Here is a 22,722-nt window from a genome sequence, read left to right on the forward strand (position 1 = left end):
CTGGCGTGAGCGCGCCGCACGGCTGGCTTTATTGGGCATTGCTGTCGGCCGCCTTTGCCGCGCTGACAGCCATCTTTGCCAAGATCGGTATCCGCGATGTGGATTCCGACCTGGCGACGCTGGTGCGCACGGTGATCATCGTGGTCGTGCTGGCAGCCTTTGTCGGCCTGGCTGGAAAGTGGAGCGACCCGCGCGCACTCCCGGGCCGCACCTTGCTGTTCCTTACGCTCTCCGCTCTGGCAACCGGCGCATCCTGGGTTTGCTATTTCCGCGCCCTGCAGTTGGGCGAAGCATCGAGTGTCGCACCGGTCGACAAACTCAGTGTCGTGCTGGTGGCCCTCTTCGCAGTAGTCTTCCTCGGCGAACGGCCTTCGCTGCAGTCGTGGTGCGGCATCGGCATGATTGCCGGCGGAGTACTATTGCTCTCATGGAGAACCTAGCGCAAGCCAGCGGCTTGCGGTAATTTCTGGTATCGATTACCGCGGTATCAGCTTGATTCCTGGTAACTGGCGGCACATACTGCGGCTGTTTTTTTACTAACGAAAGCACCGCATGACCAAATACTTCGCCGTTTTCCTCGCAGCATTTGCATTGACCGCCTGTACCCGTTCCGTGGATAAGATTGCAGCCTCCGAAGCGGGCCATCCACCGAGCTTGTGGTCCCACCATAAAGTCCTCGAGATGCCTGTGGCCAGTTGCGCCATCAAGGCCAGGCAGGCGCTGGAATCGCTCAATTACAAACAGGTGGTGCAGGCCAACGATTCAGCCTACGGAAATCTCGGCAATACTCGCGCAGTAGTAAAGTGCGCGGAGATCCAGTATGGCTCGTTCGTCTATATGACCGTTGGCGGTGCGGATGGCAAGGCCGTTGAAAAGCAGCGCAACGCTATCGCCTCGAAATTCTGATCTATCAGCGGCCGAAGGCGATGCGGGTGATTGCGACGGTGGCTTCGTGCGCCAGGTCTTCCAGTTCTTTGTGCTGGGGGCGGGTTTCGGAGATGAACAGCATGGTGCCCAGCATCTGCGCCACAATCAGCGTGCCGCGAATTTCGCATTGCTGCATCGACAGCGCCGGGTCGATTTCGTGGATCAGGTTGCGCAGCGTCCTGCGGGCGCGGGTCATCATGGTGTCGAATAGTTTCGTGGCCACCGGATGACGGTTTGCCAGCGCAGCGATTTCGAAGAACAGCCCACTCGACACCTGGTCGCGCAAGTCGGCCAGGAAGTAATCAATGATCGACTCGAACAGCTCCACGCGCGGCCCGGTCCCGGCTGCGGCGACGCGTTCGTCGATGCCAGCCTGGTAGCGGGCGAAAGTCTGCTCCAGCAGCGCTTCGATCAGCGCATCCCGGCTCGGGTAATAGTGCTGCACCGTCGACAGGCTCACCCCAACCTGCTGCGCCACGCCGCGCATGGCCAGCGCCGCATAACCGTCGTGCGCCAGCAACAGGCGGGCTGCCTCCAGGATCGCACTGGCGCGCTCAAACCCTTTGGTAGTGGTGTTGGATTCCTTTGCCTGCAGGGGCGTGTCTGACTTTTTCTTCATAAGACACGAATTATCCCGTCGATTGACAAATAGGTCAACTGACCGATACTATTTCGGTCAACTGACCTATAACATCAACGGAGACCTTGCCTGATGATTCCTCGCACCTTATTCACCGAAGAACACGACATGCTGCGCGAATCCGCGCGCCGCTTCATGGAAACCGAAATCGCCCCGCATCATGAACGCTGGGAGGAGCGAGGCTATGTGGACCGCGACGCCTGGCGGAAGGCCGGTGCAGCTGGCTTCCTGTGCCCTACCATGCCGGAGCAGTACGGCGGCGTGGGCGTGGACCGCCGCTACAGCATGGTGCTGATCGAAGAACAGGCGCGCGTCGGCGCTTCGGGCCCTGGCTTCATGCTGCACTCCGAAATCGTGGCGCCCTACATCCTGCACTACGGCAGCGAGCACCTGAAGTCGCATTACATTCCCAAGCTGGCCACCGGAGAAATGATCGGCGCGATCGCGATGACCGAGCCTGGTACCGGCTCCGACCTGCAAGGCGTGGCCACCACCGCGATTCGCGACGGCGATTATTACGTGATGAACGGCTCCAAGACCTTCATCACCAACGGCTGGAACGCCGACTGCGTGATCGTGGTCGCCAAGACCGACCCGACGGCCGGTGCCAAGGGCATCAGCCTGTTCGTGGTCGACACCTCGATGGAAGGCTTCAGCAAAGGCAAACGCCTGAAGAAGGCCGGCATGAAGGCGCAGGACACCTCCGAGCTGTTTTTCGAAAACGTGCGCGTGCCGGCCCGGAACCTCCTGGGTGAAGAAGGCATGGGCTTCAAGTACCTGATGCAGGAACTGCCATGGGAGCGCATGCAGATCGCCATCATGGCGGTGCAAGCCGCCGAATCCGGCCTTGAATGGACCGTGCAATACACGCGCGACCGCAAGGCTTTCAAGCGTCCGATCGCCGAATTCCAGACTATTGCCCACGCGCTGGCCGAAATCAAGACCGAGGTGCAGATGTGCCGCGTGTTCGTCGACCGCTGCATGGAGCTGCTCATCGAGGACAAGCTCGATGCCGCGACGGCGTCGATGGCCAAGTACTGGACCACCGAAATGCAGTTTCGCGTGCTGGACAAGTGCGTGCAGCTTCACGGCGGCTATGGTTACATGTGGGAATACCCGATCACCCGCGCCTGGGCCGATGCACGCGTGCAGCGCGTGTATGGAGGCACCAACGAAATCATGAAAGAACTGATCAGCCGTACGCTGTAAGGAGACCAGCTTGGAAGCTTATATCTTTGACGCCGTGCGCACGCCGCGCGGCAAGGGCAAGAAGGACGGTTCGCTGCACGGTGTAACGCCGCTGCGCCTGGCGGAGACTGCGCTGCGCGCGCTGGTCAGCCGCAACAACTTCGACAGCGCGATGATCGACGATGTGGTGCTGGGCTGCGTGGAGCCGGTCGGTGAGCAGGGCGCCTGCATTGGCCGCGTGGCGGCGCTGGCATCCGGCTACGCCGAGTCGGTCGCCGGCGTGCAGATCAACCGCTTCTGCGCTTCCGGCCTCGAGGCCTGCAATATGGCTGCGGCGCAGGTGATGTCCGGCCAGTCCGACATGGTGGTCGGCGGCGGCGTGGAGGCAATGTCGCGCGTGCCGATGGGTTCTTCCGGCGGCGCATGGCCGGTAGATCCGCAAAGCGCTTTCGACTCCTACTTCGTGCCGCAAGGGATCTCGGCCGACGCCATCGCGACCATCTGGGGCTACAGCCGCCGTGATGTCGACGCGTACGCAGTCGAATCGCAGCAGCGCGCCCACCGCGCCTGGCAGGAAGGCCGCTTCGCACGCTCGGTGGTGCCGGTGGTGGACCGCAATGGTTTGACGATGCTGGCGCGCGATGAGCTGGTGCGTCCGGAAACTACCGTTGATTCGCTCGGCGCGCTGAAGGCGTCGTTTGCCGACATGGGCGCCAACTTTGGCTTTGATTCCGTCATCACGCAACGCTATCCCCAGATCGAGCAGATGCAGCACGTGCATCATGCCGGCAACAGCTCGGGCATCGTGGATGGTGCGGCTGCAGTGCTGATCGGTACGCGCGAAGCGGGCGAACGTGCGGGACTCAAGCCGCGCGCCCGGATCCGATCCTTCGCCTCGATCGGCAGCGAGCCTTCCATCATGCTGACCGGTCCAAGCTACGCCGCAGAAAAAGCATTGAAGCGCGCGGGCATGAAGGCGTCCGACATCGACCTGTATGAATTGAACGAGGCCTTTGCCTCTGTGGTGCTGCGTTTCATGGAAGTGATGAATGTGCCGCACGAGAAGATGAACGTCAACGGCGGTGCCATCGCCATGGGCCACCCGCTGGGCGCAACCGGCGCCATGATCCTCGGCACCTTGCTCGACGAGCTGGAACGCCGCGACCTGCAGGCCGGCCTTGCCACGCTGTGCGTTGGCGCTGGAATGGGCACTGCAACCATCATCGAGCGCATCTAAGGGAGACGGACAATGATCGATTACAGCCTGGATTCCCAAGGCGTTGCTACCCTGAGCTGGAATATGCCGGGGCGCAGCCAGAATGTTTTGAATGAGGACAGCTGCCTCGCACTGTGCGAACTGGTAGAGCGCGTGATTGCCGACGCAGCCGTGAAGGGCGTGCTGATGACGTCCGCCAAGCCGGACTTCATCGCTGGCGGCGACCTGGAATGGCTGCTGTCCGCGAAGACTGCCGAAGTGCTGTTTGAGCGCGTGGTGCGCCTCGACCGCGCGCTGCGCAAGCTGGAGACCTGCGGCAAGCCGGTCGCCATGGCGCTGCCGGGAACAACGCTTGGCGGAGGGCTGGAGGTGGCGCTGTGCGGCCATTACCGCGTGGCGGCCGATAACCCGAAAGCGCGTTTCGGTTTGCCGGAAGTGACGCTCGGCCTGCTGCCGGGCGGTGGCGGTACACAGCGTTTGCCGCGCCTGGTCGGCATCCAGAAGTCCTTGCCGATGCTGTTGGAAGGAAAGCGCCTGGGTGCTGCCGCTGCGCGCGAATTGGGCATCCTGAACGAAGTTGTCCCGGCCGGCACCGAACTGGATGCGGCGCGCGCATGGCTGGGAAGCGCGATCGCTGCCGGCGGCGTGCAGCAGCCCTGGGATGCGAAGGGATTCAAGATCCCGAGCGGCGCGGTATCTTCGCCGGCGGTGCAGCAGGTATTCATGGCGGCTAACGCCATGCTGCGTGCCAAGACCTACGGCAACTACCCGGCGCCGCGCAATATCCTGTCCTGCGTATACGAAGGCCTGATCACGGACCTCGACACCGGCTTGATGACGGAAGCGCGCTACTTCGTGCAAACCGTGTTGTCGCCGGAAGCGAAGAACATGATCCGCACGCTGTTCTTCAGCATGAACGAGGCAAACAAGCTGGCCTCGCGCCCGAAGGAAGTGCCGCAGCAGAAGTACAGCAAGATCGGTGTGTTGGGCGCGGGCATGATGGGCGCCGGCATTGCTTATGTCGCCGCCAAAGCGGGCATCGAGGTCGTGCTGGTCGATACCGCACAAGAAGCGGCCGAGAAAGGCAAAGCGCATTCGGCGGCGCTGCTCGCCAAGCAGCAGCAACGCGGCCAGGTCTCCGCCGAAAAATCGGAGGCGCTGCTGGCACGTATTACCCCGACGACCGACTTTTCGCTGCTGGCCGGCGCGGACATGGTGGTGGAAGCGGTCTTCGAAGATCGCGGCATCAAGGCCGACGTGACGCGCCGTGCAGAGGCTGTGCTGGGGGCGGATGCGGTCTTTGCGTCCAACACCTCCACCTTGCCGATCACCGGCCTGGCGGAAGCTAGCGCGCGCCCTGCCAATTTCATCGGCCTGCATTTCTTCTCGCCGGTGGACCGCATGGCCATCGTCGAAATCATCGTCGGCAAGCAGACCTCCGAAGCCACGCTGGCACGCTCGATGGACCTGGTTCGTGCGCTGGGCATGACGCCGATTGTGGTCAACGATGCGCGCGGTTTCTATACCAGCCGCGTGTTCTCGACCTATGTGCTGGAAGGCCTGGCTCTCCTGGCGGAAGGTGTCGCGCCCGCACTGATCGAAAACGCCGGCCTGCAGGCGGGCATGCCGGTCGGCCCGCTTGCGCTGACGGACGAAGTGTCGTCCGAGTTGATCTGGAAGATCGACCGCCAGACGCACCTTGACCTGGGCGATGCCTACCAGGCCCGTCCAGGCCACGAAGTCGCGGCGCGCATGGTGGAACTGGGCCGCATCGGCAAGAAGGCCGGCAAAGGTTTTTACGAGTATCCGGAAGGCGGCAGGAAGTCGCTGTGGAGCGGCCTGGCGGAACTGTTCCCACGCGCCGCAGTGCAGCCGGACGTAAATGCCGTGGCCGAGCGACTGACCGTGGTACAGGCTGTCGAAACCGCACGCTGCATGGATGAAGGCGTACTGCGCTCCGCGCGCGATGCGGACGTCGGTGCTATCCTCGCATGGGGCTTCCCGCCATTCCGCGGCGGTCCGTTGAGCATGATCGACAATGCCGGACCGGCGGCCTTCGTGGCGCAGTGTGAACGCCTGGCGGCCGCTCACGGTGACCGCTTTGCGCCGCCGGGGCAGTTGAAGGCGATGGCCGCTGCCGGGACTACTTACTACACGGAGCGTTGAGATGGGCGTGCTGTCCGGAGTCAGGATCATCGAGATAGCGGGCATTGGCCCGGGCCCGTTTTGCGGCATGCTGCTGGCGGACCTGGGCGCGGAAGTGATCGTGGTCGAGCGTCCCGGCCCGGCGGAGATACCGACCGCAGGCATCCTGCGTCGCGGCAAGCGCTCGCTGGCGCTGGATCTCAAAGAGCCGGGCGCCATCGATACCGTGCTGCAACTGGTCGAGGATGCCGACGGCCTGATCGAGGGTATGCGGCCCGGTGCAATGGAACGCCTTGGCCTGGGACCGGACGTATGCCTGGCGCGCAACCCACGCCTTGCCTACGGACGCATGACTGGCTGGGGCCAGGACGGTCCGCTGGCTCAGTCGGCAGGGCACGACAACAACTACATCGCACTTTCGGGAGCGCTGCATTACGCCGGCGCTGGCGACGTGCCGCCGGTAACGCCGCCAACGCTGGTCGGTGACCTTGGCGGCGGGGCGCTGTATCTTGCCCTGGGCCTGGTTTCCGCCGTTCTGCACGCACGCGGCGGCGGCAAGGGGCAGGTGATCGACGCTGCCATCGTCGACGGCTCCGCGCACATGATGAACCTCTTGCTGGACCTGTCGGCGGTGGGCCTGATGCGCGAGCAGCGCGGCACCTCGGTGCTGGATGGGCCGCACTGGTTCAACACTTACCGCTGCAAGGATGGACGCGATATCACCGTTGGCGCGCTGGAGGGCAAGTTCTACAAACTGCTGCTGGAGAAACTTGGGTTGGCTGGGGACCGGCGCTTCGCGGCGCAGCATGCCGCGGGCCAGTGGCCGCTGCAGCGGGCTGCGTTTGCCGAACTGTTTGCGATGCGTACGCGTGACGAATGGTGCGCACTGCTGGAGGGGACGGACGCTTGCTTCGCGCCGGTGCTGGCGCCGTCGGAGGCGGCGCAGCACCCGCATATGCAGGCGCGCGGCGTTTATTCCACCGAAGGAGTACTGCAAGCGAACGCCGCGCCGCGGTTCTCCGCCAGCCGGGCATCGTCGGGGCCGAACGCAATTCCAGCCGTCGGCCAGCACAACGAGGAAATCCTCGCGGCGCTGCGACGGTAGATGGTCTTATTGCGGCAGGAAGCCGCGCAGGAAGTCGAGCAATACCTGCGCGGCGATTTCCGCATCGTCGGCGGTCATGGTCTCCAGCGGGTTGTGGCTGATGCCCCCGTTGCCGCAGCGTGTGAACAGCATGCACACGTCGGTCAGGGCCGCAATCGCCATCGCATCATGGCCGGCACCGGATAGCAGGTCAAAGCGCGGCAAGCCGCTGCGCTGGACTGCATCGCCAAGCTGCTGCATCAACCACGGTGCGCACGGCGCGGCATTGGCCTCCACGATCTTCTCCACCTTGACTTCGATATTGCGGCGCGCGCAGATGGCCGCCAGCCCATCCAGCACATCGCGCACCGCCGCCTCGCGCACCGTATCGTCGGCAGCGCGGATGTCGAGCGATAGTTTGCATGCGCCGGGAATCACGTTGACCGAACCGCCGGGTACCTGAAGCTGGCCGACTGTTCCTACCAATGCCTCGCCCTGTGCACAACGCTGCTCGACCAGCAGCACGATTTCGGCCGCCGCCGCGGCCGCATCTTTGCGCATATGCATAGGCGTTGTGCCGGCATGGCTGGCAACGCCCTGCAATTCGACCAGGAAGCGCGAGCTGCCGGCGATGGCGGTCACGACGCCTACCGGCAGGCCATGCTGCAGCAGGACCGGGCCTTGTTCGATGTGGACCTCGACATAGGCGGCGATATCTTCGCGGCGCCGCGCAATCGCGGGAATGGCGGCGATATCGTGGCCTGCGGCGGCAAGCGCATCGCGCATCTTGACGCCATCGGCGTCAAGCGCGTCCAGCAGGGCCATATCGAACCTGCCGGTGACGGCGTTACTGCCAAGGAAGGTACTGCGGAAGCGCACGCCTTCTTCTTCCGCGAAGCCGATCACCTCGAAGTTGAAAGGCAGCTTTTCGCCCTTGGCGTGCAGGTGGCGCACGATGGCGATCGGCAGCAGGATGCCTAGGCGACCGTCGTATTTTCCGCCGTTCCGTACGGTGTCGTAATGCGAGCCGGTGAGGACGGTCTTTGCGCCTGGCGCATTGGACAGGTGGCGGCCAACGACGTTGCCAACAGCATCGATCTCGACCTGCATGCCGGCTTCGCGCATCCACGTGGCCAGTTGCGCGGCGGTAGCGCGATGGGCGTCGGTCATATAGGCGCAGGTGAGGGCGCCTTGGTCATCGCTCCACTGGGCCAGGTCTTCCGACCATTGCATGATCTGCGGGCCGAACTCCAGCTTCACGCCCAGCAGGTCGTTCAAGCGAATTTCGGCGATACGGTGAATCTGGCGCAGGCATTCCGCGGTTTCGTCCGCCTTCTGGTTTTTCAGGCGGCGTGCGAAGGTGGCGATGACGGCTTCGCGCGTCAAGCCTTGCCCCGTAGGACCTTTGACGGCAAGGATGAAGGGGAAGCCGAACTTGGCGTTGTAATCGGCATTCAGCTTATGCAGGGTTGCGAATTCCTCCGCGCTGCACAGGTTCAGGCCGGACCTGGCTTGTTCACTGGTTGATTCGGCAGTCAGTTCGCCGGCGATGGCGGCCTTGCCGGCCAGTTCAGGGTGGGCACGGATCAGGCCAAGCTGCTCGGCCTCGGTCGCACCATTCACCACGCCCTGCAATGCCTGCTTCAGCGCCGCCAATGTCGCAAATGGCCGCCGGGCCGCAGCGCGTTCCGGAATCCATGGCGAATGTTCGTAGATGCCGCGCAGGCGGTCAACAAAAGCGGCAAGGTCGCAGGAATTCAGTTCAGGGAGAGTCGTGGTCATTGCTTTGTCCTATCTTGAACAATCGATCATATCCCGATCAGTGTCTCGCGCCATAAGCGCCCCTATATACCTGCCATTATGAAAGTCGGGGTCAGGTCCGGCAATCGGACATTTGCGCAGCAAATGTCCGATTGCCGGACCTGACCCCGACTTTCATCACAGAGCCTTGGCGGCGGCGGTGACCTGGTCGCGCAGCCATTTGTGTTCGGGGGCCTGGTGCACGCGTTCGTGCCAGAGCTGGTAGAAGCGCATCGGCGGGAACTTGACCGGCGGCGTAAATACTTTGAGCGGTAGCGAGTTTTCGTAAAAACGCAGGAACTGGCGGCCTGTGGTCAGCACCAGGTCGGTCTGCGCCAGCATGTACGGGATCAGGCTGAAATAGGCCGATTCCACCGCTACATTGCGCCGCATTCCCTGGCGTTCCAGGAAGGAGTCGATCACGCCGCCGTATCCAGGCACCATTTGCGATGGTGCGACATGCGGCAGGGTGAGGTAGTCGTCCAGCGACATCGCGTCGCTGGCGGTGCGCTTGGCATATGGGCTGCCGGCATGCATGGCGCAGATGATCGGGTCTTCGAACAGTTTGGAAATGTGCAGGTGCTGCGGCGGTTCGTCCCAGTTGGCGATGACCAGGTCCATGTCGCCGTCCGACAGCAGGCGCAGGTAGTCGGTGCCGGGGCCGATCGAGTGGATCACCACGCGGCTCTTGGGTGAGCCCCGGCGTAGCATCGCCACCACATTCGGCAGGAACTGGCTGTCCAGGTAATCCGGCGCCGCGATGTTGAAGGTGCGCGCTTCCTCCTGCGCTACAAACGGCGTTTTTTTCACGAACAGCGATTCCGTCTCGTCCAGGATGCGCTTGGCCGGCTTGAGCAGGCTTTCACCGTGCTGGGTCGGCACCATGCCGCGCGCGCCGCGCACCAGCAGTGGATCGCCGGTCAGCTCGCGCAGTTTTCGCAGCGAGGCGGAAATCGAGGGTTGCGGTTGATTCAGTTTGAGCGCCACGCGCGACACGTTCTTCTCGACCAGCAGCAGGTAGAGAATTCGGATGAGGTGAATATCGAGGTGTTGCGGCAGGCCGGACATCTTGCTTACGTATATGAATTCGAATATCTTGAATATACGACATATTTCATGTCGTGGGGGCTCGAAAGCGCGTATCTTCGATAGATTGCCACTTCTTCAACTCAAGGATTTACATGGAATACCTGCTGCCCTACGGCTTGGAATGGGCGAATCTGCTGGTGCGCTGGCTGCACATCATCACGGGCATCGCCTGGATTGGCGCGTCGTTCTATTTCGTCTGGCTGGATAACTCGATCCGTCCGCCGGCTCCAGGTTCGGACCTGGCGAAGAAGGGCGTCTCCGGCGAGTTGTGGGCGGTGCACGGCGGCGGTTTCTATAATCCGCAAAAATACCTGGTGGCGCCGGCCGAACTGCCGAAGGAGCTGCACTGGTTCAAGTGGGAGGCCTATTCCACCTGGCTGTCCGGCATCGCGCTGCTGACGATTGCCTATTACTTCAATGCGCAGGCCATGATGGTGGACAAGCAGGTGGCGGACCTCTCCAGCCTGCAGGCGGTCGGCATCGGCATCGGCTTCCTGGTTGCCGGCTGGGTGGTGTACGACGCCCTGTGCCGCTCCCCGCTGGGCAAGAGCGAGAAGTGGCTTGGCCTGGTTGTGTTCATGTTGCTGGTTGCCGCGGCTTATGCGCTGACGCACTTGCTTAGCGGCCGGGCGGCCTTTATCCACATCGGCGCCATGATCGGCACCATCATGGTGGCCAATGTGGCGATGCTGATCATCCCGGGCCAGCGCAAGATGGTGCAAGCCATGCAGGCGGGCAGCCTGCCGGACCCGATCCACGGCATCAAGGCCAAGCAGCGCAGTGTGCACAATAACTACTTCACGCTGCCGGTGCTGTTCATCATGATCAGCAATCACTATGCGATGACCTACCAGAACAAGAATGCCTGGCTGGTGCTCGGTTTTATCATGGCGGCCGGCGTCTTCATTCGCCACTTCTTCAACCTGCGCCACAAAGGGCGAGTCGAGTGGCGCTATCCGGCGATTGGCGTGGCACTGCTGCTGGCGATTGCCGTGGTCATTGCACCATCCAAGCCTGCCGCCGTGAAGCCTGCGGCAGATCCCGCGGCGCAATTCGCGAAAGTGAAATCGATTGTCGACCAGCGCTGCCTGGCCTGCCATTCGGCGACGCCAACCCAGCCCGGTTTCGCCACGGCGCCGGCCGGCGTGATGTTCGACACGGCTGACCAGGTGCACCAGCGCGCGGCGCAGATTCACAAGCGCGCGGTGGAGCAGAAAGATATGCCGATCGGTAACCTGACCAATATGACTGACGCGGAACGCGCCGAACTGGGCGCCTGGTTCGCAGCAGGAGCGAAATGATGAACGACAAACTGACCCAATGGATCGACGCCCACTTCGATGAAGAAGTGGCATTCATGCAGCAGGTACTGCGCGTGCCTACCGATACCCCGCCTGGCAATAACACGCCGCACGCGGAAACGGTGGCGGAGCTGGTGAAGGCGTATGGCTGGAATGCGGAAAAGCATGTCGTGCCGGAGCGGGAAGTGCGCGATTACGGCATGGAGTCGATCACCAACCTGATTATCCGCCGCCCCTACGCAGCCGGCGGACCGACGGTCGCGCTGAACGCCCACGGCGACGTAGTGCCGCCGGGCGAGGGCTGGACCTACCCTCCCTACGGCGGCGTGATCGACAATGGCTATATCTATGGGCGCGCCGCAGCGGTGTCGAAATGCGACTTCGCCACCTATATCTTCGCCGTACGCGCGCTGGAAGCGCTGGGCGTCAAGCTAAAGGGCGGCGTCGAATTGCACTTTACTTACGACGAGGAATTCGGCGGCCTGCTCGGGCCGGGCTTCCTGCTGCGCGAAAAGCTGACCAGGCCGGATTACGTAATCGCGGCAGGTTTCAGCTACAACATCGTCACCGCGCACAACGCTTGCCTCCAGCTTGAAATCACCGTGCACGGCAAATCCGGCCACGGCGCCATGCCGGAAACCGGACATGACGCGCTGCAGGCGGCCACCAGGATTTTGAATGCGGTCTACGGCCAGCTGCCGGAACTGAAAAAGATCAAATCCAAGGTGCCGGGCATCGATTCGCCGACCATGCTGGTGGGCCGTATCGACGGCGGAACCAATACCAATGTGGTGCCGGGCAAGGTCGTGATGAAGATGGACCGCCGCATGATCCCGGAAGAAGATCCGGTAGCGGTGGAAGCACAGGTGCGCAAACTGATTGAAGACGCAGTGCAGGGCGAGCCCGGCATCCGCCTGGAGATCAAGCGCCTGCTGCTGTCGCATGCTTTGCGCCCGCTGCCGGCTGGAGAAAAGTTGGTGGCCAATTTGCAGAAGAATGCGCGCGCGGTGCTGGGCGAGGATATCCCGGCAGTCGGCACGCCGCTGTACGCCGATGCGCGTCTGTACGGCGAACAAGGCATTCCCGCAGTACTATATGGCGCTGGGCCGCGTAGCGTACCCGAATCGAATGCCAAGAAGGCGGATGAAAAACTGCTGCTGGAAGACTTGCGCAAGGCAACCAAGATCGTGGCCCTGACTTTGCTGGACTTCCTCGCAGCCGAGTAAAAAGGGGAGTAGCAATGTTTGAACGCAAGATGCTGGCTGGCTGGGGCGATATGGATTTCAACAGCCATATGGCCAACACGGCTTACCTGAACAAGGCGGGCGATATCCGCATGATGTTCCTGGGCGAGAATGGCTTCCCGATGGCGGAATTCAAGCGCCTGAACATCGGTCCTGTCGTGATGAAGGACGATATCGCTTATTTCAAGGAAGTGCTGCTGATGGATACCATCACCGTGACACTGGCGCTGGCCGGGATGTCGCAGGATGGCAGCCGCTGGATGCTGCGCAGCGATGTGTATCGCAGTGATGGGAAGCTGTCCGCCCGGATCAACAGCTCGGGCGGTTGGCTGGACCTGACTGCGCGCAAGCTGGTCACGCCGCCGCCGGCGCTGCTGGCGGCCTGGCACTCGCTTTACCAGACTGATGATTTTCAGGCGCTGCCTTCCAGCGTAGCTAAACCTTAAACCCCAAAACCGGTAAACCTGGGTCTGACCCAAGGGTCAGACCCGACATGCTGCAGTCACGGCACGGGTTTTATTTGAGGGTGCTCTCGAACAGCTTGTAGATGCGGCGGTACTGGTCGTACCAGCTCTCGGGCTGCACGTAGGCGTGGCGCTCCAGCGGGTACGCCGCCAGTTCCCAGTTGTCCTTTTTCAGCTCGATGAAGCGCTGCGTCATGCGCACCGAATCCTGGAAGAACACATTGTCGTCGACCATGCCGTGGGCGATCAGCAGGTGACCCTTCAGTTTATCCGCGTACTCGATCGGTGACGATTTGCGGTAGGCTTCAGGGTCGATATCCGGCGTGTTCAGGATGTTGGCGGTGTAGCCATGGTTGTAGGTGGTCCAGTCGGTTACCGGGCGCAGTGCGGCGCCGGCCTTGAACAAGTCCGGTTCGCGCAGCAGTGCCATGAAGGTCATGAAGCCGCCGTAGCTGCCGCCGTAGATGCCGACCTTGTCGATATCGCCCTGGTGGTTTGCCGCCAGCCACTTGGCACCGTCGACGTAATCGTCCAGTTCCGGATGACCCATCTGGCGGTAGATCGCCGTGCGCCAATCGCGGCCATAGCCTTTGGATGCGCGGTAGTCCATGTCCAGCACGATGTAGCCTTTTTCAACCAGCAGGTTGTGGAACATCTGCTCGCGGAAATAGTTCGGGAAGCGGTTGTGGGTGTTCTGCAGGTAGCCCGCGCCGTGCACGAACATCACGACCGGATACTTCTTGCCCGGTTCGAGGGTGGCCGGACGATACAGCTTGGACCAGATAGGCTGGCCGGCGCCGTGGGTGGATGGCACGGCTACCATCTGCGGCTGGATCCATTCGCGTGCCTTGTATTCGGCGCTGCGGGTATCGGTCAGCCTGGTTGCCGCGCCGCCGGCAGCCGGCACGGTGGCCAGTTGCGAAGGTACGTAGGCCGACGAGTAATGCACCAGCAGCTTGCGCTGGTCAGGAGAGAGGTCGAACTGTTCGACGCCGCCACTGAGCTGGGTCACTTCGCGCACGGTCGCATCCTTGGCCGAGGCCGAGCACACTTCATACTCTCCCGGCGTGCGGCGGTTGCACAGCATATAGGCCATGCTGCCGTCGGCATTCCATTTCACGTTCGAAGCTTCCCATTTGCCGCTGGTCAGGGCGCGCTGCCTGCCGTCGGCGCCCAGGGTGTACAGGTGGGCGTAGCCGGTTTCTTCGGACATGAACCACAGCGTGCTGTTGTCAGGCAGCCAGCCAAAATCGTTGTAGCTGTAGTTGATCCAGGCGTTGTCGGTCAGGCGGTGCAAGGACTTCAGCCTGGCGCCTTCCAGGTCGACGCCGGCCAGCCAGCGGTCCTTGTTATCCACTGTGCGCAGCATGACGGCGACTTTGGCGCCGTTGTCGCTCCAGGCGATACCGTCGCCTTCGTCGTTTTCCAGGCGGGTGGCGCGATTGCCTTTCAGGGCCGGCTGTTTGGCTGCTTCACGCAGGCCGGCCAGCGGGTCGGTCGCGATGCCCGGCAGGGAATCGAACGACAGGTCCTTGATGGCGCCGGTGCGCAGGTCGACCAGTTTTAACGATTGCGCCAGCGGCAGGTTGCGGCCGACGCGGGTGCGCTGGTCGTCGAATTCTTCGTAACCCGATTCGGTCACGTAGCGCGGCATTTTGCCGACGCGGCCGTTCTCGCTGCCTTTCGGCGAAGTGGCGACCATCAGCCAGCGGCCATCCGGCGACAGCGAGGAGGCATCGATGGAGACCTTGTCGCCGAAGTAGATCGGCGCCGGGGCGCGCGTGGCGTCGGCAGTGCGTTCGGCCTTGGCGCGGGCGCGCGTTTCATCGCGTTCGTCCTTCTGGCGCTTGAGGGTGGTGATCAGGCGCAGCTGCATTTCGCGCAGGTAGTCTTCATCCGGCGCGGCGGCAGGGTCTTTTGCGGCACGCGGCAAGGCGACAGGGGAGAGCAGGCGGTCGGCGCGATTCCAGCTGAACCAGTCGTTGCCGACCTTGAACTGCACGCTGCGGCCGTCGGCCGAATACTGCGGCGCGGAAGCGTTGGCGGTGCCGCGGCTGATCTGCAGCAGGGCGCCGGATTTCAGGTCGCGTTCGAACACGTCGCCGTTGCGCAGCACGATGGCGCGGGTGCGCTCACGGTTGAACACCATGTTCGGGCTGTCCTGGTTGGACAGCTCGGAGTCCGCCACCAGGCGCGGTTTGTCGCCGGCCAGGAAGGTATCGCGCAGCGAGGAACCGATGCGCTTTTGTTTATAGAAGATCTGCTTGCCGTCCCAGCTCCACCACGCAGCTTCGACCGGCGTGCCGATCCAGTCCGGGTGGGACATGGCCTGGTCGAGGGTGATAGGGGTTGGGGCTGTGGCAAACGCGGGGGCTGCCAGCAGGGCAGCCAGCATGGGAAGTGCAAGTCGTCGCATGGTCTCTGATGGGAAATGTAGAACTTCGAGGAAGGATTCTAACAGTCGTCCCCTCTACGAAAAGTATCAGGCTTGTAACAGGGTAGCGTCTGCGCCGCCGGGCCTCTAGAATGACGGGCATTCAGCTTATTCAGGAGACAAAATGGCAAAAAGCCATGTAGCGGCGCTGGTCCTGGCCTTGGTGGCCTCCGGTGCGATGGCGCAGCAACAGCCTGCCATGCAGTGGGAGACCGAGGCGCTTGCCGGGTCTTATAAAGAAAACATCAGTGAGGATGAAAAGATCGCCGGCCTGTCCAAATTGTGGTCGGAGGTGAAATACAATTTCGTCGATACCGCCACACTGGAAAAGCTGGACTGGGACAGGCTGTACCTGGAAACCCTGCCGCGCGTACGTGCCGCGCGCGGCACCGAAGAGTATTACCGCGTTCTGATGGAAATGGTGGCGAAGCTGAAAGACGGTCATACCAACGTCATGCCGCCAAATGAGCTGTCGGACCGGATGGGCGGCCTGCCGCTGCTGGTCACACGCCCGATCGAGGGCCGCGTCATCGTGACCGAGGTACTGGACCCCGGCCTGCGCGCCAAGGGCATCATGCCCGGCCTGGAAGTGGTGGCCGTGGATGGGGCCGAAGTGAAGACTTACGCTGCCCGTGAAATCACCCCGTATGTGAGTGCCTCCACACCGCAGGACGAAGCCCTGCGCACGTTCGGCACACAGTTCCTGCGCGGCGCAGTTGGCTCCGCGGCGCGCGTGACCTTCCGCGATGCCGCCGGCAAGCAGTTCGAGCAGCAAGTTGCCCGCGTCGGCCGCGATGCCCGCAAGGCCGCGACGGTCAATTCACCGTCGTTTGAATTCAGCATATTGCAGGGCGACGTGGCCTACGTTTCGCTCAATAGCTTTGATGACAATAGTGCGGCGGATGCCTGGCTGGCCGCCTTCGACGAAATCGCCAAGTCTTCGGCGCTGGTGATCGATGTGCGCCGCAATGGCGGCGGCAATTCGGATGTGGGCTACAAAATCCTGTCCACACTGGACGACAAGGCTTTCCTGACCAGCCGCTGGGCCACCCGCGAGTACAAGCCAACCTGGCGTGCCTGGGAGAAGGAGCAGCCGATGTACGCCGAAGCGCCGGACGCGATTCAACCCGACGCGCAGCGGCAGTACAAGAAACCAGTGCTGGTATTGACCAGTGCTGCCACCTTCTCGGCGGCGGAGGATTTTGCAGTCGCCTTTGACGTCATGCAGCGCGGCACCCTGGTGGGCGAGGCGACCGGCGGCAGCACCGGCCAGCCGCTGTTCATCAAACTGCCGGGCGGCGGCAGCGCGCGCATCTGCACCAAGCAGGATACCTATCCGGACGGCCGGGCATTCGTCGGCGTCGGTGTACAGCCGCAGCACCTGGTCAAGCAGACCGTTGAGGGCGTTCGGGCGGGCCGCGACGAGGTGCTGGAAGCAGCCCTCGCTTCACTGCAGCCGAAATAAAAAAAAGCCGCCGGACCAGGTCCGGCGGCTTTCTTTGCAAAGCAAAAGCTTAGAAGTGGTAAGCCACGCCCAGGCTGATGATCGATGCGTCGCTGGCAGGCTTCTGCCATTCAACGCGTGCGCTCACTTCTTTGGTGATCGCGTAGTTCAGGCCGATGCCGAACAGGGCGCGGTTCAGGTGGTCTTTGCCGCCGTCGCCTTTGAATTCGGCGCGGCCGTAGCCCAGACGGCCGTACACAGCCAGCTGGTCAGCTACTGGCATGGAAGCCAGCACGGAAGCGCTGATGTGGGTGCCCTTGACTTTTTCGGTGCCGAACACGTCGAAGTCGCCCAGCTTGCGGTAGGTACCTTCGATAGCGAAGGTCTCGTCGATCTTGTAGCCAGCGAACAAGCCGAAGCCGGTTTCGGTGGACAGGTCGTCGATCTTGGTCGAAGCTACATCGGCGCCGACGTAGAAATTGGTTGGCTCAGCTGCGGAAGCGGCGAAGGAGGTAGCGGCCAGCAGAGCGGCTGCGGTGATTTGCTTGATCATTGTTAAGTATTCCTATTTCTAGTTAGGTTGCCTGCTCTTGATACAAGGCAACATACCATTCTAACAATCTTAATTGGGTATTGCAAGTCCACTGTGCGTTCGTACAGTATAATTTCGGCATGCCTGGTTTTATCCTCACCCGCGCCTGGCGCGATGCCCGCGATGGGACGGAAATCGAGTTCTGGCTCGCGACCGACGACGGTCCCCGCAAAATATTGCTCACAGCACAAGCTTCGGTGGCTTTCGCCGAGGCTGCTTTGCGCGACACCATTGCAATCCTGGTGGCCGGCATGCCGGGCATCGACGTGCGTGAAGTTGCGCTGAAGACATTCCAGCACGAACCCGTGGTCGGCATCTACGCCAGCCATTACAAGCAGTTGCTGGCGCTGGAGCGCAAGCTGGGCGAGCGCGGCATCCGCCTGTACGAGGCGGACATCAAGCCGCCGGAGCGCTACCTGATGGAGCGCTTCATCACCGCCGGCGTTGAATTCGAAGGCGGCAAGCTGCGGCCGGCGCCGGAGTATCGCCCGCGCCTGCGCATGGTGTCGCTGGATATCGAAACCAGCGCATTTGGCGACCTGTATTCGATCGCACTGGAAGGTTGCGGCCAGCGCCAGGTCTATATGCTGGGCGAGCAGCCGGACGTTGCGCCTGAAGTAGACTTCTCCCTCGAATACTGCCCGACGCCGCGCCGCGTGATCGAAAAGCTCAATGAATGGTTCCGCGCGCACGACCCGGACGCCATTATCGGCTGGAGCGTGGTGCAGTTCGACCTGCAAACGTTGCAAAAGAACGCCGAGAAGTACAAGGTGCCGCTGCTGCTCGGCCGTGAAGGCCGCCCGGTTGAATGGCGTACCCACCAGGCGCGCGACGGCTATGTGTTCGCCACCATCCCGGGCCGCATTGCCATCGACGGCATCGAGGCCCTGCGCGCCGCTTCCTGGACCTTCCCGTCCTTCAGCCTGGAGAACGTGTCGCAAGCCTTGCTGGGGGAGGGCAAGGATATCGGCAGCGATTACGACAAGATGGCCGAAATCGAGCGCCGCTTCCGCGAGGACAAGCCTGCCCTGGCCACGTACAACCTGAAAGACTGCGAACTGGTCACGCGTATTTTCGAGAAGACGCGCGTGATGGACTTCATCCTTGAGCGTTCCCACGTGACGGGATTGGTGCCCGACCATATGGGCGGTTCGATTGCCGCCTTCAGCCACCAGTACCTGCCGCGCATGCACCGCGAAGGCTATGTGGCGCCGAATGTGGGCGAGATTCCGGCCGTTGCCTCACCCGGCGGCTTCGTGATGGATTCGCGTCCAGGCCTGTACGACTCGGTCGTGGTGCTGGACTTCAAAAGCCTGTACCCGTCCATCATCCGTTCCTTCCTGGTCGATCCGGTGGGCATGGTCGAAGCCGAGGCGGAGGCGGAAGCAGGCGGCGACCCGGTGCCTGGCATGCGCGGCGCCCAGTTTTCGCGCGCGCACCACTGCCTGCCCGCCATTACCACCCAACTCTGGCAGGGCCGCGATAGAGCGAAGCGCGAAAAGAACGACGCGCTGTCGACGGCGCTCAAGTTGCTGATGAATTCCTTCGTCGGCGTGCTCGGCTCAACCGACTGCCGCTTTTACCATCCTCAGCTCATTTCCTCGGTCACGCTGCGCGGCCATGAGTTGCTCAAGCTTACGCGCGAGCTGGTGGAAAAGGAAGGCTACGAAGCGATCTATGGCGATACCGATTCCATTTTCATCTGGCTCAAGCGCCCGCATGAAACGGAGGAGGCGCTGGCCATTGCGCGCGCGCTGGTCGCCAAAATTAACAAATGGTGGACCGAGCGCCTGCGCAAGAAGTACAAGCTGGAATGCCACCTGGAGATCGAGTTCGATACCTATTACCAGAAGTTTTTCATGCCGACCATTCGCGGTACGGACATGGGCAGCAAGAAGCGCTACGCTGGCCTGACCAGCGACGGCGATATCATCTACCGCGGCCTGGAAGTCGCGCGCAGCGACTGGACCCCGCTGGCGCAGCAATTCCAGCAAGGCCTGTTTGCCCGGATCTTCCGCAATGAGCCTTACCAGGACTTTGTACGCGACTATGCGCGCAACACCTTGTCCGGTGCGAACGACGAACTGCTGGTGTATCGCAAGCGCCTGCGTCATCGCCTGGACGAATACCAGGTGAATGTACCGCCGCAGGTGCGTGCCGCGCGCCTGGCCGATGAATTCAATAAGGCGCAAGGGCGCCCGCTGCGCTACCAGAATGGCGGCCGGATCAGCTACGTGATCACCACCAGCGGCCCGGAGCCGCTGGAAGTGCAGCGCTCACCGATCGATTACCAGCACTATCTCGACAAGCAATTGCAGCCGATCGCCGATGCGATCCTGCTGCCGCTGCATGACAGCTTCACTGCCTTGACCACGACGCAGCAGGCACTGTTCTAGGGCGCAGGCGTATAGCGCAGGCCAAACCAGTAGAGCGTCGGGATCGAATGGCTGTCTTTCAGCACCTTGCCGGCTGCGCCGACCGTGCTGGTAAGGCGCTCGCCGGTCAGGTTCTGCGCCTGCGCCAGCAGGGTAAGGCCTGGCTGGAGTCTATAGCTGGCTTGCAGGTCGACCTGGTGGCGGGGCGCCCAATACAGGTCTTGCCACTCGATGTCCGGCACCACCGCACGCAAGGCCTGGCCCTGCCGGTTATAGGCGGCGCGCAATTCCAGTGCCCCATTGCCGTAGAAAATCGACAGGTTGCGCGTCTGGCCGGGTTGGCCTGTCAGGTGACCAATGGTGCGGGTGCGCTTATCGGACTTCAGCACTTCCATGCGGCCTTTGAGCAGGGTCCAGTTGGCGCTGAAGCCAAAGTCGCGCGCGGCAGGGTGCAGCCACGCCAGCGAATTCACTACCGCGCTGATTTCCAGTCCCTTGATCGAGGCCGACGCGGCGTTGACCGGCTTCGTTACGACAGCATTCGCATAGCTGACGCCTTCGTAGGTGTAGCCCAGCGAGGAGGCGTTGAAGATTTCGTCCTTGATGTCCTTGTTGAAAACGGTGGCAGACAGCAGGCCGCCAGCCTGCGGCGGCAGCTTCCAGTTGACGCCAAGATCGGTATTGGTGGACAGGCGCGGCTTGATGTCGGGATTGCCGGCCGTGACGGTGACGCCAGTGGCGTTGGCATTCCCGCGCTCACCAGGGTTCGCGAAGTCGATCGAACTGCGCGCCGCATACGAGTCGTAAGCAGGGCGGCCGATGCTTTGGCTGGCGCCCATTCTCACATCGAGCGATGGCGACCACTGGTAGCTGGCCAGCGCAGAGGGCAGGGCGAAGTGGTAGCGCGACCCGGTGGGCAGGTCCGTCCATGCACCTGCGACGCGCGCACGGCCGATCGTAGACTGGCGAGTGGAATCCAGGTGCACGCCGAACCGGGTCTTCCAGGCGTTGGCAGCATAGCCAAGCATGCCGTAGGCGCCGGCAATGCGTTCCGTATGTTCGTAATTGTCCTGGTTGCCCAGGGCGGTCTGGTCCACCGCATTCAGGCCCCCTGCGGCGCGCAGCGTGTCGACATAAGCGGCTGCGCGCTGCGGATCGATCGTCAACATGTCCAGGCCGGACTGGTTGTATATCAGCCCCGGCCCGACTGGTCCGAGCACGTCGGACAGCGTGCCTTGTTTTGCACCGGTATTAGGGGAAAACTGTGTGCGTGAAAGGCTGTAGGAGGATGCATCGCGCGTGAAGCTGGTGCCGACGGCATAGCCCCAGCCCGGGCCGTCGCCGTTGTGGCGGAAGTCCAGGCGCAGGTACTTGATGTCGTTGCCGGCATTGCGGTGAAAACCGGAATCCGGGCGGTAGTAATTGAGCCTGTAGTTTTCCAGCTTGTAGTAGGCGGCCGGTGAAATATTAAAGGAGTGATCGAGCGATTCCGTGTTGTAGTCAATCGCGTAATCCGGAGTCGGGGTGGGCGAGGTATCACCGGTTCCCGGCGGGCTGTTGCGGCTGCCGGTCGAGTATTTGATCATCAGGATGGGCTCGCGGTAGGACGCACGCGAAGCGCCGGCACGCAGGCTTGCCACTTGTTGTGCTGCGGTTTCCCAATCCAGTCCGGTTTGCAGCAAGCTGGTGGCAGTGGTGGCTTGCTGCCGCGTGTAACCAACTTCAACGTCGCCTGCTGGATAGCGGCCCGAGGTGGCGGCCTGGCCCAGTACTTTCGCGCGGTTGCGCGGATCGATGATGAGCTCATTGCGTTCCATATCGTCACGCGATACGAAGCGCCCGCCGGTCGCGAAGCCGCGCAGTGTGCCGGAGAACTTTGCTTCCAGCTTGGCGGCAAGGCCGTATTGCTCGCGGCGATTCTCCGAATACCAGTATTTGTCCTGCTGCGGCACGGCAAAGCCGTTGCCCTGGTTTGCCCCGCCCTGCAGGACGCCAGCCGCATTGTAGAAGCTCTCGCTGGTGCTGTCGGTGGTCATGTGGGCGTTGGCGCTGCTGGCTGTCGCCTGGTAACTGGCCGCTATTACCAGGCCAAACTGCCGCTGCGGGCCGAACGTAGTACTGGCGGTACCCGCCAGGCGTTGTCCGATGCGGTCGTGGCGGTGCGGACCGGCGGCATCGTTTGGCTTCCCCAGGGCTGCTTCCACGGACAGGAAGTCGCTGCCGCCAAGTGCGAAGGCGCTGCGCGTCCGCACGTCGATGGCGCCGCCGATGCCGTGTGCGTCCTGGTCGGGCAGGAAGGTTTTCGATACCAGCATTGCGCCGATCATCGACGAAGGCAGCAGGTTAAGGCGCGCGCCGCGGCTGGCGGAGCCATTGCCGTTGGCGACGCCGGGCGAAGCGACCGGGATGCCGTCGATCGTGACCGGGTTATAGGCCGCGCCCAGGCCGCGAATGACTGGTGCGGCGGCTGTATCGCGCGGCCGTTCGTTGTCAAGCACCGGCAGCAAGGCTACGCCGGGCAGGCGGCGCAGGACATCGAGCGCAGTCAGGTCGGGCAAGGATTGTACGTCGCCTGCGCCTGCCACATCGGCAATGCCGGTGTAAGCAAGTTTGGCGGCAACGGCATCCTGCCGCGGGTCGCTGGCGCCGCTGACGATGACTTCCGGGATTGGTGGCTCCTCGGCGGCACGGGCCTGCCCGTGGAAGGCAAGCGTATTGAGGACGGCGACGGCGATGCCGGCCAAACGGTATTGGTCTTTTACTTCATGCATGTGAAATC

At 62.5% G+C, this 22,722-nt stretch carries 17 protein-coding genes; 11 read left to right on the forward strand and 6 right to left on the reverse strand.

Features of this window, described 5'->3' with window-relative positions; translation table 11 throughout:
• The first annotated feature begins 5 nt into the window (after positions 1-5).
• On the forward strand, positions 6-440 hold the full coding sequence (locus ASD07_RS17165; protein ID WP_055932945.1) for an EamA family transporter: 435 nt from the start codon (positions 6-8) through the stop codon (positions 438-440).
• Positions 441-552: 112 nt separating this feature from the next.
• Complete coding sequence (locus ASD07_RS17170) at positions 553-906, forward strand: hypothetical protein (RefSeq protein WP_055932948.1); 354 nt, start codon at positions 553-555, stop codon at positions 904-906.
• Positions 907-910: 4 nt separating this feature from the next.
• Here the strand turns inward: ASD07_RS17170 and ASD07_RS17175 are convergent, their stop codons facing one another.
• Entirely contained in the window at positions 911-1,546 is a 636-nt protein-coding gene (locus ASD07_RS17175; protein WP_055932951.1) for a TetR/AcrR family transcriptional regulator, read from the reverse strand.
• 93 nt (positions 1,547-1,639) lie between these two features.
• Between ASD07_RS17175 and ASD07_RS17180 the strand changes: the two genes are divergently transcribed.
• The 4 genes from ASD07_RS17180 to ASD07_RS17195 are packed head-to-tail and all read left to right on the forward strand — an operon-like array spanning position 1,640 to position 7,221.
• The gene (locus ASD07_RS17180) at positions 1,640-2,776 is read left to right on the forward strand and encodes an acyl-CoA dehydrogenase family protein (RefSeq protein ID WP_055932954.1); all 1,137 of its coding nucleotides are present in this window, start codon (positions 1,640-1,642) and stop codon (positions 2,774-2,776) included.
• Positions 2,777-2,786: 10 nt separating this feature from the next.
• Entirely contained in the window at positions 2,787-3,992 is a 1,206-nt protein-coding gene (locus ASD07_RS17185; RefSeq protein ID WP_055932957.1) for an acetyl-CoA C-acetyltransferase, read from the forward strand.
• A 12-nt stretch (positions 3,993-4,004) separates the two neighbouring features.
• Positions 4,005-6,137, forward strand: a complete 2,133-nt coding sequence (locus ASD07_RS17190) for an FAD-dependent oxidoreductase (RefSeq protein WP_055932960.1) — start codon at positions 4,005-4,007, stop codon at positions 6,135-6,137.
• A 1-nt stretch (position 6,138) separates the two neighbouring features.
• Positions 6,139-7,221, forward strand: coding sequence for a CaiB/BaiF CoA-transferase family protein (locus ASD07_RS17195; RefSeq protein WP_055932963.1), 1,083 nt, complete (start codon positions 6,139-6,141; stop codon positions 7,219-7,221).
• Positions 7,222-7,227: 6 nt separating this feature from the next.
• Here ASD07_RS17195 and ASD07_RS17200 read toward each other — a convergent pair whose 3' ends face one another.
• Both ASD07_RS17200 and ASD07_RS17205 read right to left on the reverse strand, forming a co-directional pair.
• Complete coding sequence (locus ASD07_RS17200) at positions 7,228-8,982, reverse strand: allantoate amidohydrolase (protein ID WP_055932966.1); 1,755 nt, start codon at positions 8,980-8,982, stop codon at positions 7,228-7,230.
• Between the two features lie 156 nt (positions 8,983-9,138).
• The gene (locus tag ASD07_RS17205) at positions 9,139-10,068 is read right to left on the reverse strand and encodes a LysR family transcriptional regulator (RefSeq protein WP_055932969.1); all 930 of its coding nucleotides are present in this window, start codon (positions 10,066-10,068) and stop codon (positions 9,139-9,141) included.
• A 113-nt stretch (positions 10,069-10,181) separates the two neighbouring features.
• Here ASD07_RS17205 and ASD07_RS17210 point away from each other — a divergent pair, with 113 nt between their 5' ends.
• From ASD07_RS17210 to ASD07_RS17220, 3 genes are read left to right on the forward strand one after another with little or no spacing between them, the layout of a single operon-like run.
• Complete coding sequence (locus ASD07_RS17210) at positions 10,182-11,390, forward strand: urate hydroxylase PuuD (protein ID WP_055932972.1); 1,209 nt, start codon at positions 10,182-10,184, stop codon at positions 11,388-11,390.
• The gene (locus ASD07_RS17215; protein ID WP_055932975.1) at positions 11,387-12,616 is read left to right on the forward strand and encodes a M20/M25/M40 family metallo-hydrolase; all 1,230 of its coding nucleotides are present in this window, start codon (positions 11,387-11,389) and stop codon (positions 12,614-12,616) included. The genes ASD07_RS17210 and ASD07_RS17215 overlap by 4 nt, the downstream gene beginning before the upstream one ends.
• Positions 12,617-12,630: 14 nt before the next feature.
• Positions 12,631-13,080 carry a thioesterase family protein gene (locus ASD07_RS17220; protein ID WP_055932978.1) on the forward strand — a complete coding sequence of 150 codons (450 nt, stop codon included), beginning with the start codon at positions 12,631-12,633 and terminating at the stop codon, positions 13,078-13,080.
• Positions 13,081-13,150: 70 nt separating this feature from the next.
• Here the strand turns inward: ASD07_RS17220 and ASD07_RS17225 are convergent, their stop codons facing one another.
• Positions 13,151-15,514: a S9 family peptidase gene (locus ASD07_RS17225; RefSeq protein WP_055932982.1), complete on the reverse strand. Its 2,364-nt coding sequence runs from the start codon at positions 15,512-15,514 to the stop codon at positions 13,151-13,153.
• 142 nt (positions 15,515-15,656) lie between these two features.
• On the opposite strand from ASD07_RS17225, the gene ASD07_RS17230 reads away from it, so the two are divergent.
• Positions 15,657-16,997 carry a S41 family peptidase gene (locus tag ASD07_RS17230; RefSeq protein WP_055932985.1) on the forward strand — a complete coding sequence of 447 codons (1,341 nt, stop codon included), beginning with the start codon at positions 15,657-15,659 and terminating at the stop codon, positions 16,995-16,997.
• A 49-nt stretch (positions 16,998-17,046) separates the two neighbouring features.
• On the opposite strand, the gene ASD07_RS17235 is transcribed toward ASD07_RS17230, so the two are convergent.
• The gene (locus ASD07_RS17235) at positions 17,047-17,529 is read right to left on the reverse strand and encodes an outer membrane beta-barrel protein (RefSeq protein ID WP_055932988.1); all 483 of its coding nucleotides are present in this window, start codon (positions 17,527-17,529) and stop codon (positions 17,047-17,049) included.
• Positions 17,530-17,648: 119 nt separating this feature from the next.
• Between ASD07_RS17235 and ASD07_RS17240 the strand changes: the two genes are divergently transcribed.
• Positions 17,649-19,964: a DNA polymerase II gene (locus tag ASD07_RS17240; RefSeq protein ID WP_055932991.1), complete on the forward strand. Its 2,316-nt coding sequence runs from the start codon at positions 17,649-17,651 to the stop codon at positions 19,962-19,964.
• Here ASD07_RS17240 and ASD07_RS17245 read toward each other — a convergent pair.
• The gene (locus tag ASD07_RS17245) at positions 19,961-22,714 is read right to left on the reverse strand and encodes a TonB-dependent receptor (RefSeq protein WP_055932994.1); all 2,754 of its coding nucleotides are present in this window, start codon (positions 22,712-22,714) and stop codon (positions 19,961-19,963) included. The two genes, ASD07_RS17240 and ASD07_RS17245, sit on opposite strands and share 4 nt — an antisense overlap.
• Between the last annotated feature and the right edge of the window lie 8 nt (positions 22,715-22,722).

The sequence above is a fragment of the Duganella sp. Root336D2 genome (assembly GCF_001425005.1).
GTDB lineage: Bacteria > Pseudomonadota > Gammaproteobacteria > Burkholderiales > Burkholderiaceae_D > Rugamonas.

Bases quoted from the DNA above. Each gene is read 5' to 3' on its own strand.
- ASD07_RS17170 (WP_055932948.1), top strand. From the start codon at position 553: ATGACCAAATACTTCGCCGTTTTCCTCGCAGCATTTGCATTGACCGCC.
- ASD07_RS17175 (WP_055932951.1), bottom strand. From the start codon at position 1,546: ATGAAGAAAAAGTCAGACACGCCCCTGCAGGCAAAGGAATCCAACACC.
- ASD07_RS17180 (WP_055932954.1), top strand. From the start codon at position 1,640: ATGATTCCTCGCACCTTATTCACCGAAGAACACGACATGCTGCGCGAA.
- ASD07_RS17190 (WP_055932960.1), top strand. From the start codon at position 4,005: ATGATCGATTACAGCCTGGATTCCCAAGGCGTTGCTACCCTGAGCTGG.
- ASD07_RS17195 (WP_055932963.1), top strand. From the start codon at position 6,139: ATGGGCGTGCTGTCCGGAGTCAGGATCATCGAGATAGCGGGCATTGGC.
- ASD07_RS17200 (WP_055932966.1), bottom strand. From the start codon at position 8,982: ATGACCACGACTCTCCCTGAACTGAATTCCTGCGACCTTGCCGCTTTT.
- ASD07_RS17205 (WP_055932969.1), bottom strand. From the start codon at position 10,068: ATGTCCGGCCTGCCGCAACACCTCGATATTCACCTCATCCGAATTCTC.
- ASD07_RS17210 (WP_055932972.1), top strand. From the start codon at position 10,182: ATGGAATACCTGCTGCCCTACGGCTTGGAATGGGCGAATCTGCTGGTG.
- ASD07_RS17215 (WP_055932975.1), top strand. From the start codon at position 11,387: ATGATGAACGACAAACTGACCCAATGGATCGACGCCCACTTCGATGAA.
- ASD07_RS17220 (WP_055932978.1), top strand. From the start codon at position 12,631: ATGTTTGAACGCAAGATGCTGGCTGGCTGGGGCGATATGGATTTCAAC.
- ASD07_RS17225 (WP_055932982.1), bottom strand. From the start codon at position 15,514: ATGCGACGACTTGCACTTCCCATGCTGGCTGCCCTGCTGGCAGCCCCC.
- ASD07_RS17230 (WP_055932985.1), top strand. From the start codon at position 15,657: ATGGCAAAAAGCCATGTAGCGGCGCTGGTCCTGGCCTTGGTGGCCTCC.
- ASD07_RS17235 (WP_055932988.1), bottom strand. From the start codon at position 17,529: ATGATCAAGCAAATCACCGCAGCCGCTCTGCTGGCCGCTACCTCCTTC.
- ASD07_RS17240 (WP_055932991.1), top strand. From the start codon at position 17,649: ATGCCTGGTTTTATCCTCACCCGCGCCTGGCGCGATGCCCGCGATGGG.
- ASD07_RS17245 (WP_055932994.1), bottom strand. From the start codon at position 22,714: ATGCATGAAGTAAAAGACCAATACCGTTTGGCCGGCATCGCCGTCGCC.